The organism is Paenibacillus sp. QJM3NY_38 (genome assembly GCF_056173265.1).
Genome location: NZ_CM149665.1, coordinates 6,525,276 through 6,535,000 on the forward strand (window position 1 = coordinate 6,525,276; position 9,725 = coordinate 6,535,000).

Annotated in this window: 3 protein-coding genes, 12 tRNA genes and 2 rRNA genes; all 17 read right to left on the reverse strand. The window is 48.7% G+C overall.

From position 1 onward, the window contains the following. Window positions 1–189: 189 nt before the first annotated feature. On the reverse strand, window positions 190–804 hold the full coding sequence (locus AC0VZ8_RS30325; protein ID WP_071221880.1) for a zf-HC2 domain-containing protein: 615 nt from the start codon (window positions 802–804) through the stop codon (window positions 190–192). A 221-nt stretch (window positions 805–1,025) separates the two neighbouring features. Beyond that, window positions 1,026–1,592, reverse strand: a complete 567-nt coding sequence (gene sigW / locus AC0VZ8_RS30330) for an RNA polymerase sigma factor SigW (protein WP_071221879.1) — start codon at window positions 1,590–1,592, stop codon at window positions 1,026–1,028. A 243-nt stretch (window positions 1,593–1,835) separates the two neighbouring features. Then, a complete protein-coding gene (gene ppc / locus AC0VZ8_RS30335) occupies window positions 1,836–4,622 on the reverse strand; it encodes a phosphoenolpyruvate carboxylase (RefSeq protein WP_071221878.1) in 2,787 nt (928 codons plus the stop codon). Between the two features lie 273 nt (window positions 4,623–4,895). After that, window positions 4,896–4,969, reverse strand: a tRNA-Gly gene (locus AC0VZ8_RS30340). A gap of 76 nt (window positions 4,970–5,045) precedes the next feature. Continuing rightward, window positions 5,046–5,119: transfer RNA gene (locus AC0VZ8_RS30345), tRNA-Pro, on the reverse strand. Window positions 5,120–5,140: 21 nt separating this feature from the next. After that, window positions 5,141–5,217 (reverse strand) — tRNA-Arg (locus tag AC0VZ8_RS30350). 3 nt (window positions 5,218–5,220) lie between these two features. Then, window positions 5,221–5,295: transfer RNA gene (locus AC0VZ8_RS30355), tRNA-Gly, on the reverse strand. A gap of 5 nt (window positions 5,296–5,300) precedes the next feature. After that, a tRNA-Leu gene (locus AC0VZ8_RS30360) sits at window positions 5,301–5,384 on the reverse strand. 14 nt (window positions 5,385–5,398) lie between these two features. Continuing rightward, window positions 5,399–5,474: transfer RNA gene (locus tag AC0VZ8_RS30365), tRNA-Lys, on the reverse strand. Window positions 5,475–5,542: 68 nt separating this feature from the next. Beyond that, a tRNA-Gln gene (locus tag AC0VZ8_RS30370) sits at window positions 5,543–5,617 on the reverse strand. Window positions 5,618–5,670: 53 nt separating this feature from the next. Further along, window positions 5,671–5,746: transfer RNA gene (locus AC0VZ8_RS30375), tRNA-Val, on the reverse strand. A 136-nt stretch (window positions 5,747–5,882) separates the two neighbouring features. Beyond that, a tRNA-Glu gene (locus AC0VZ8_RS30380) sits at window positions 5,883–5,957 on the reverse strand. Window positions 5,958–5,994: 37 nt separating this feature from the next. Beyond that, window positions 5,995–6,070: transfer RNA gene (locus AC0VZ8_RS30385), tRNA-Thr, on the reverse strand. A 3-nt stretch (window positions 6,071–6,073) separates the two neighbouring features. Further along, a tRNA-Asn gene (locus tag AC0VZ8_RS30390) sits at window positions 6,074–6,149 on the reverse strand. An 8-nt stretch (window positions 6,150–6,157) separates the two neighbouring features. Further along, window positions 6,158–6,274, reverse strand: a 5S ribosomal RNA gene (gene rrf, locus AC0VZ8_RS30395). A 66-nt stretch (window positions 6,275–6,340) separates the two neighbouring features. Continuing rightward, a 23S ribosomal RNA gene (locus AC0VZ8_RS30400) occupies window positions 6,341–9,270 on the reverse strand. Between the two features lie 302 nt (window positions 9,271–9,572). Next, window positions 9,573–9,648 (reverse strand) — tRNA-Ala (locus AC0VZ8_RS30405). Between the last annotated feature and the right edge of the window lie 77 nt (window positions 9,649–9,725).

The window sequence follows — 9,725 nt, forward strand, 5'->3', positions numbered from 1 at the left end:
TTCCTTTTTAATAACGCATGAGACTTATATATGTAGTATGTACTCTACACTCTCTAGGTTATAACGTTAATCTTTCCGATGCAAGCGGACGCCCTCTGCTTTCCATGAAAAAGATCATAAAATCAACAAAAGAAGCGCCGTCTTTTCACAGAAAAGAGGCGCTTTTATTCAGTAGGCTTCAGGTTTCACCTAGCGGTAAGCGGCATCTGTAAACAGAGTGGAGATCTTGTACCAGATCCAGTCCATCGCCCGATCTATGTCCTTCACTTGACCTGCTATATGTGAGGTGGAAGCCTGAAATAATTCTCCGTCAATGACGGTCACATTGCCATTCACTTGACCGTAGACCTTCGTCTTTCCGTTCTCGACTGTAATATCTCCCGTGATGATTTGATCCGGAGGAATAATGACGGTATCTCCTTCAATCACCAGCTTTTCGAATTCGTCACTCTTTACAACCAGCTGAGTATCCTGACTCCAAAAACTGATTGTGCTGAAGAGCATGACAACCAAAAACAAAGCTGCAGCCGTGAGCGCAGGATGATTCCTAACCCATTTGACCCAAGCTTTTTGTCTCTTGGGCTGCGGCAGCATGCCCATTATACGTTCCGTTAAATCATCGGATGGCTTGGTCGCATGATGAGTTAAGGAATAAAGAAGCATATCGGTATGCTCCAGCTTCTCGAAGTAATTCCGACAGTCAGCACAATCCCGCAAATGTTGCTGCAATTCCAGCTGCTGTGGGTCGGACAAGTCATTATCCAGATAATCATGCATCAAAGAGACGGCTAATTTGCAATCCATTTGTGAGCCAATCCTTTCATTCAATCTCTTTGCTGGGTCCCTTCCCCATAGGGGCATAAGACTTGCTTATTGTTCATACGTGCCGGAATCAGGGATGTTTCAATTTTTTTAAAAGAAAGTCAGAAAAAAATTTGCAGAGACTAACTTTCTGGCTCCGCAAGAAAAAAGCGCCCTTAAACGCGATCTCTCTTCCTCAAAGAACGGCGATAGGCGTTTTCCCCTCACAATTTGTACTCTAATTTTTTGCGTAAAAATTCGCGTCCACGATGTACACGCGTTTTGATCGTTGTTACAGGCAAGTCCAAAATCTCGCTAATCTCCTGCAGAGATAAATCCTGAATGTACCTTAGAATCATGATTGTCTTGTACTTGGCAGGAAGTCCGTCAATCGCCGTATGAATAATACGCTGTGTCTCGGATAGCAGCATTTCACTCTCCGGTGTACGATTATCGCTCGGGATCAAGGAGTAGCCATCCATGCCTTCGCTTTCATTCAGTTCGGCGTCCAGCGAGAAAGACGGCTTGCGCTTGCGCAGCCGATCAATGCTAAGATTTGTACCAATTCGGTATATCCAAGTTGAGAACTTCTGATTCTCGTCGTATCGATCAAGGTTTTTATATACTCGCAAAAAAGTCTCTTGTACGACATCCTCAGCCTCATGGCGGTTACTCAGCATCCGGTAAGCCAAATGAAAAATCTTGTCTTTATAAAGCTCTACGATTTCGGCAAAAGCTCTCTGGTCCCCTTTTCGGGCCAGCTTCGCCAGTCTTACATCCAAATTGTCCACCACAATTCCCCCAGAATGGTCTGATGGGTAACGTCTAAAAAGCATCATTCAAATCGTAATTCAACTGTTTCTAAAAATCAACAATAATTCAAAAAGAATCCCTATTCTCTATCAAAGACAATCCTGCTGCAGCCGATACTTTAATCATCAGGGATGATGCTGCTATAGATGAAAAAACGAGGTTCCTTTAGGGAACCTCGCCTTATACTATCCCTTTTAAACAACGTTGTCATCCTGTACGGATCAACCTGTATTACGAAGCCCCGCCGCAATGCCGTTGATGGTCAGCAATACTTCCCGAAGCAGATCCGGATTGTCCTGCTCCTGCTCTCTCAGCTCGCGCAGCTCGTTAAGCAATTGAACCTGCAAATAGCTAAGCGGATCCACGTAAGGGTTACGGAGTCGAATCGATTCCTGCAAGACCGGCTGGTTATCCAGAATATCCTGTTGTCCCGTAATCTTAAGAACAAGCTCTTTCGTCAAGTTGAACTCATCCAGAATCAGACCGAAGATACGCTCGCGGGCTTGATCATCCTTCGTCATCAAAGAATACTCCTTGGCGATGATCAGATCAGCCTTGGCAAGAGCCATCTGAAGGGTATCGATCAGTGATGTAAAGAACGGATAGCTCGTGTACATCTTCTGAAGCACCTTCATATTCTCTTCCTTGCCCTGGTAGAAGCTCTGTAAGCCCGTACCAGCCGCGTACCATGCCGGGAGCAGGTAACGACTCTGGGTCCAAGCAAACACCCAAGGAATGGCTCTGAGGTCCTCAAAACGGTCACTGTTCTTACGCTTGGATGGTCGGGAACCGATATTCAGCTCTCCCACTTCAGGAAGCGGCGTGGATTCCTTGAAGAAGCTCAGGAAATCCGGATCACGGAAGATCAGATCCTGATATTTCTTCTGTGAAGCGGCCGATATGCTCGAGGAAATCTCTTCCCACTCTTTTTCGGTCGATTCTTTTTCAGGGTAACGGGCATTAAGAGAAGCCGTTATAAGTGCTGAAGTCGCCTGGTCCAAACTGCGGTAGGCAATTCCCTTCAAAGAGTAACGGGAAGAAATAACCTCGCCTTGCTCCGTGATTTTGATGCCACCCGCAATCGTTGATGCCGGTTGAGCCAAAATGCTTCGGTTCAGCGGCATACCGCCGCGTCCAAGCGATCCGCCGCGTCCATGGAAGTATTTCACCTTGATGCCATACTCATTGGCTACAGCCGTAATATCTTTGAGTGCTACCTGGAGCTCCCAGTTCGCGGTAATGGCACCGCCGTCCTTGTTGCTGTCGGAGTAACCCAGCATGATTTCCTGAAGCTCATTCATGGCGCTAACCGCTTCCCGATAGATCGGCAGGTTGAAGAGCTTACGCATAATATCAGGTGCGGCATGAAGGTCTTCAATCGTCTCAAACAATGGTGCAACCTGTAAAGTAGCTATTACAGAACCATCATTGTCCTTGCGGAAAAGTCCGACTTCTTTGGCAAATACCATCACTTCCAGAATGTCGCTTGCGCCCTCGGACATACTGATCAAATAACTTGAAATACATTTCACGCCGAACTCCTGCTGCGCACGGAATACGGTACGATATACTTCAAGACATTCTTCGGTACTGTCGCTGTACTCTTGATAAGGCGTAGTCAATGGACGAGGATCATTAAGCAGGTTATTAAGCAGCTCGATCTTCTCATCTTCACTTAACTGGGCATAATCCTGAGTCACATTCATTTTACGAAGAATCTCGGCCATGGCATTTTCATGCTCTTGGCTATGCTGTCTGATGTCCAGCGTTGCTGTATGGAAGCCAAATAACTCCGCCTGACGAATCAGTTTTTGAATATACGTGTCTGCAACATAGTCAGCAAAATGGAAACGCAAGCTTCGATCAATGATATTCAAGTCCTCGATAAATTCCTCAGGGGACTGATAACGCTCGCTGCCCGTCATGTTCTCATCAAGAATATGACTCATTTTAGCCAGCATATATACCAGTTTTACACGATAAGGCTCTTTCTCATTGTGCCAAATTTCCATCTTCTTCAGTGTTACATGCTCGCGGTCTTTTTCAATGGATTGAAGCAATTCATCCGAAACGCTCACGATGGATGAGCTGAAGCTGAGGTATTTCATGAAATCACGCAAAATCCGTTGGTATTCACGAATCGCTAGCTTCCGCTGCATTTCAAGCGTTTTCCATGTTACGTCCGCCGTCACTGAAGGATTTCCGTCCCGATCGCCACCGATCCACGAACCGAAACGCAAATAGGTTGGAACGTGCCAATGGTGACCCGGATAATATTTACTTAGGCAGCGCTCCAGTTCTTGATAAACCTCTGGCAGAATGTGAAACAGAGTCTCGTGAAAATAATACATACCGTTTCTGACCTCATCAAGAACCGTCGGCTTACGGTCACGAAGCTCGTCGGTTTGCCATAGCGTAATCACTTCATTCAGTAGTTTTTCCCGAAGCTGCTCTCGTTCGCGGAATGTCAGTGTCGGGTTGTCGAGTTGCATCACATCGTCCGCTATCCGTTTATGAATATCCAGAATAGCCCGACGCATCGCTTCTGTTGGATGAGCTGTCATTACCAGCTCAAGGGATAGACTTTCGAGAATTTCTTGAACTTCTTCAAACGTAATATTGCGCTCTTTCAAATCCTGGACCGCACTTTCAATGGAACCCGGTTGAACACTCTCCCCGGCGGAACGCTCGTAATCGCGTTTGCGGCGAATGCGATGATTCTGCTCTGCGATATTAACCAATTGAAAATAAATGGCAAACGCGCGAATCACCTGATGGCGAATGTCGGGCTCCAATGTGCTGATGATCCTTTTGAAATCTGCAAACAATTCTGGCAAGAATACGGATCGCAACGATTTACTCGTTTCACGAATTTTCTCAACTATATCTAAAAGCTCATTGCCACCTTGGTGGACAAGAACTTCTCCAAGAATATTGCCAAGGAACCGTACATCTCGCCGCAGCAGATTGTTGGAATTGCTCTTTGCGGTTACTGTAAGTTCAGTCATGCTACTCCTCCCATCTCAACCCGTTTCAGCAGTTTGTCTATAGGACGTAACGCCTTCCTAACATCATACAATAAAAGCGCATGAAAATCTGCATTTTCCAGGCGAAAAAATTAGCCAAATCGACAAAACTCATGATATTGATATACCCATATACCATGGACATTAGTCCTATAAACCTTGACCTGCCTATATTCTTTAGCACATTAACACTTCGCAGGATAGTCGTATGAATATGTAAAAAAACATCACACACGGTGATGTCCTGCTTATGTATGGAGCGGGTGATGGGAATCGAACCCACGCTACCAGCTTGGAAGGCTGGAGTTCTACCATTGAACTACACCCGCATATCAACCCACAAAAGAGATGCTACATCTCGGAGTATAATCCGATTACTTTTGCGGGGCTTAACTCTTAAACAAATCGGGATGACACGATTTGAACATGCGACCCCCTGGTCCCAAACCAGGTGCTCTACCAAGCTGAGCTACATCCCGATATTAATCTTTTTTGAAAAATGGCACGCCCTGAGAGATTCGAACTCCCGACCTTTTGATTCGTAGTCAAACGCTCTATCCAGCTGAGCTAAGGGCGCAAATGGAGCGGACGACGGGAATCGAACCCGCGACCCTCGCCTTGGCAAGGCGATGCTCTACCGCTGAGCCACGTCCGCATAAATGGTGCGCGTGGAGGGACTTGAACCCCCACGTCAAAGACGCTAGATCCTAAGTCTAGTGCGTCTGCCAATTCCGCCACACGCGCACAAGATGAAACAATGGTGAGCCATGAAGGACTCGAACCTTCGACACCCTGATTAAAAGTCAGGTGCTCTACCAACTGAGCTAATGGCTCGCATTTCAGGGCCCCCGAAAAGTATTCGGAATCACCTTCAAAGCGTAACTACACTTTTTGGGGTAAAGTGGCTGGGGATATAGGATTCGAACCTATGCATGACGGAGTCAAAGTCCGTTGCCTTACCGCTTGGCTAATCCCCAAAATCGATGAGATACTTCTATTGTGCTGATTCTCGTTAGAATCATGCACGAAATGGTGGAGGCTGAGGGGATCGAACCCCCGACCCTCTGCTTGTAAGGCAGATGCTCTCCCAGCTGAGCTAAGCCTCCATACAATATGGAATAAAAAGTAGTGGTGACCCGTAGGGGATACTCTCACTTCGTTCGAGACTGCGAAGCCTCTGCTTACGAAGGACATCCTCCGACGAACCGACGGGATTCTCATCCCCTGATGCAATTAAATTAGTGGTGACCCGTAGGGGATTCGAACCCCTGTTACCTCCGTGAAAGGGAGGTGTCTTAACCCCTTGACCAACGGGCCGCAATTTCATAATGCATGTCCAATTCAAAAACGAATCTGGAGCTTCCAACCGGGATCGAACCGGTGACCTCATCCTTACCATGGATGCACTCTACCTACTGAGCTATGGAAGCAAGTGGCTCCCCGAACAGGACTCGAACCTGTGACAACTCGATTAACAGTCGAGTGCTCTACCAACTGAGCTATCAGGGAATATATCCGCTTGGCGACGTCCTACTCTCCCGGGACCCTTCGGTCCAAGTACCATCGGCGCTGGAAGGCTTAACGGTCGTGTTCGGTATGGGAACGCGTGGAACCCTTCCGCCATCGCCACCAAACGGTTCAGATGCTTGATCACCTGAAAACTAGATACGAAACGATCTTTGCAGCACATTGAAATATTTTTGGATAAGCCCTCGACCGATTAGTATTGGTCAGCTCCATGCATTGCTGCACTTCCACCTCCAACCTATCTACCTCGTCGTCTTCAAGGGGTCTTACGAATTGGGAAATCTCATCTTGAGGGGGGCTTCACGCTTAGATGCTTTCAGCGCTTATCCCGTCCGTACGTAGCTACCCAGCCATGCTCCTGGCGGAACAACTGGTGCACCAGCGGTACGTCCATCCCGGTCCTCTCGTACTAAGGACAGCTCCTCTCAAATTTCCTACGCCCACGACAGATAGGGACCGAACTGTCTCACGACGTTCTGAACCCAGCTCGCGTACCGCTTTAATGGGCGAACAGCCCAACCCTTGGGACCTACTTCAGCCCCAGGATGCGATGAGCCGACATCGAGGTGCCAAACCTCCCCGTCGATGTGGACTCTTGGGGGAGATAAGCCTGTTATCCCCAGGGTAGCTTTTATCCGTTGAGCGATGGCCCTTCCATGCGGTACCACCGGATCACTAAGCCCGACTTTCGTCCCTGCTCGACTTGTAGGTCTCGCAGTCAAGCTCCCTTATGCCTTTGCACTCTTCGAATGATTTCCAACCATTCTGAGGGAACCTTGGGGCGCCTCCGTTACTCTTTAGGAGGCGACCGCCCCAGTCAAACTGCCCGCCTGACACTGTCCCCGTACCGGATCACGGTACCAGGTTAGAACCTAGATACGATCAGGGTGGTATCCCAACGTCGCCTCCACACAAGCTGGCGCTCATGCTTCAAAGGCTCCCACCTATCCTGTACAGATCGTACCCAAATCCAATATCAAGCTGCAGTAAAGCTCCATGGGGTCTTTCCGTCTTGTCGCGGGTAACCTGCATCTTCACAGGTATTAAAATTTCACCGGATCTCTCGTTGAGACAGCGCCCAAGTCGTTACGCCATTCGTGCGGGTCAGAATTTACCTGACAAGGAATTTCGCTACCTTAGGACCGTTATAGTTACGGCCGCCGTTTACTGGGGCTTCGGTTCACAGCTTCGGGTTTAACCCCTAACCGCTCCCCTTAACCTTCCAGCACCGGGCAGGCGTCAGCCCGTATACTTCGCCTTACGGCTTCGCACAGACCTGTGTTTTTGCTAAACAGTCGCTTGGGCCTTTTCACTGCGGCCCCCTCGGGCTATTCACCCTACCGAGGCACCCCTTCTCCCGAAGTTACGGGGTCATTTTGCCGAGTTCCTTAACGAGAGTTCTTCCGCGCGCCTTAGAATTCTCTTCTCGCCTACCTGTGTCGGTTTGCGGTACGGGCACCTTCACCTGACTAGAGGCTTTTCTTGGCAGTGTGAGATCATGACCTTCGCTACTATAATTTTCACTCCCCATCACAGCCCAGCCTTATCGATGTGCGGATTTGCCTACACATCAGCCTCACTGCTTGGACGGACATCCATCAGTCCGCGTCACTACCCTCCTGCGTCACCCCATCGTTCATAACGGTTTACGGTGGTACAGGAATTTCAACCTGTTGTCCTTCGATTACGCCTTTCGGCCTCACCTTAGGTCCCGACTTACCCTGAGCGGACGAGCCTTCCTCAGGAAACCTTGGGCTTTCGGCGGATCAGATTCTCACTGATCTTTTCGTTACTCATACCGGCATTCTCACTTGTGTACTCTCCAGCGCTCCTTACGGTACACCTTCAACGCATACACAACGCTCCCCTACCCCTGATGCATACGCATCAAGCCATAGCTTCGGTGGTGTGTTTAGCCCCGTTACATTTTCGGCGCAGAGTCACTCGACCAGTGAGCTATTACGCACTCTTTAAATGGTGGCTGCTTCTAAGCCAACATCCTGGTTGTCTGTGCAACTCCACATCCTTTCCCACTTAACACACACTTGGGGACCTTAGCTGATGGTCTGGGCTGTTTCCCTTTTGACAATGGATCTTAGCACTCACTGTCTGACTCCCGGATATAAGTCTATGGCATTCGGAGTTTGACTGAGCTTGGTAACCCTTGCGGGCCCCGCACCCAATCAGTGCTCTACCTCCACGACTCTTCATTCCGAGGCTAGCCCTAAAGCTATTTCGGGGAGAACCAGCTATCTCCGAGTTCGATTGGAATTTCTCCGCTACCCCCACCTCATCCCCGCATTTTTCAACATACGTGGGTTCGGGCCTCCAGTGCGTGTTACCGCACCTTCACCCTGGACAGGGGTAGATCACACGGTTTCGGGTCTACGCCCACATACTATATCGCCCTATTCAGACTCGCTTTCGCTGCGGCTACGGCTTCTCGCCTTAACCTTGCATGGGAACGTAACTCGCCGGTTCATTCTACAAAAGGCACGCCATCACCCATAGATCGGGCTCTGACTTCTTGTAAGCACACGGTTTCAGGATCTATTTCACTCCCCTTCCGGGGTGCTTTTCACCTTTCCCTCACGGTACTGTTTCACTATCGGTCGCTAGGGAGTATTTAGCCTTAGCAGATGGTCCTGCTGGATTCATACGGGGTTTCACGTGCCCCGCACTACTCGGGATCCGTCTCGGAGGGAATATACTTTCGGCTACAGGGCTTTTACCTCTTATAGCGGGCCTTTCCAGACCTCTTCGCCTAATAAATTCCTTTGTAACTCCATGTGAGACGTCCCACAACCCCAGAGAGCAAGCTCTCTGGTTTAGGCTGTTCCGCGTTCGCTCGCCGCTACTGACGGAATCACTCTTGTTTTCTCTTCCTCCAGGTACTTAGATGTTTCAGTTCCCTGGGTATGCCTCCTCGCATCCTATGTATTCAGATACGGGTAACTAGCTATTACACTAGCTGGGTTTCCCCATTCGGACATCCCCGGATCGAAGCTTGCTTACAGCTCCCCGAGGCAGTATCGTTGTTCGCCACGTCCTTCTTCGGCTCCTAGCGCCTAGGCATCCTCCGTGTGCTCTTAGTAGCTTAACCAATTGCTCCGGTTATTGTGCTCATCGCTCTGTTGTCCGTTTGTTTCCTGATCTACTAAACGAGTTAATAGGTGGAAACGAAACTTCCAAAGGATCGATGATCCCAAAACCTTCGCGCTACTTTTTATTAAACTTGATCAATCACTTGACACAAGTTCAGCTAAAAGGATATTTCTAATTGCGCAAATTCGTTTCGTTATCTAGTTTTCAAGGATCAACCCCAGTCTTTCGACCGGAAGATTATCATATCACATGATATCTCGCAGTTCAACCTGCAATTTATGGAAGTGACATGAAAGTTTATGGTGGAGCCAAGGGGGATCGAACCCCTGACCTCCTGCGTGCAAGGCAGGCGCTCTCCCAGCTGAGCTATAGCCCCATAATTTCACTTCAAAAGTGAAGTATGGCTTCGAGGTTCATTCCGATCAACTACCGGAGGCCTCGTCACTTATCTTA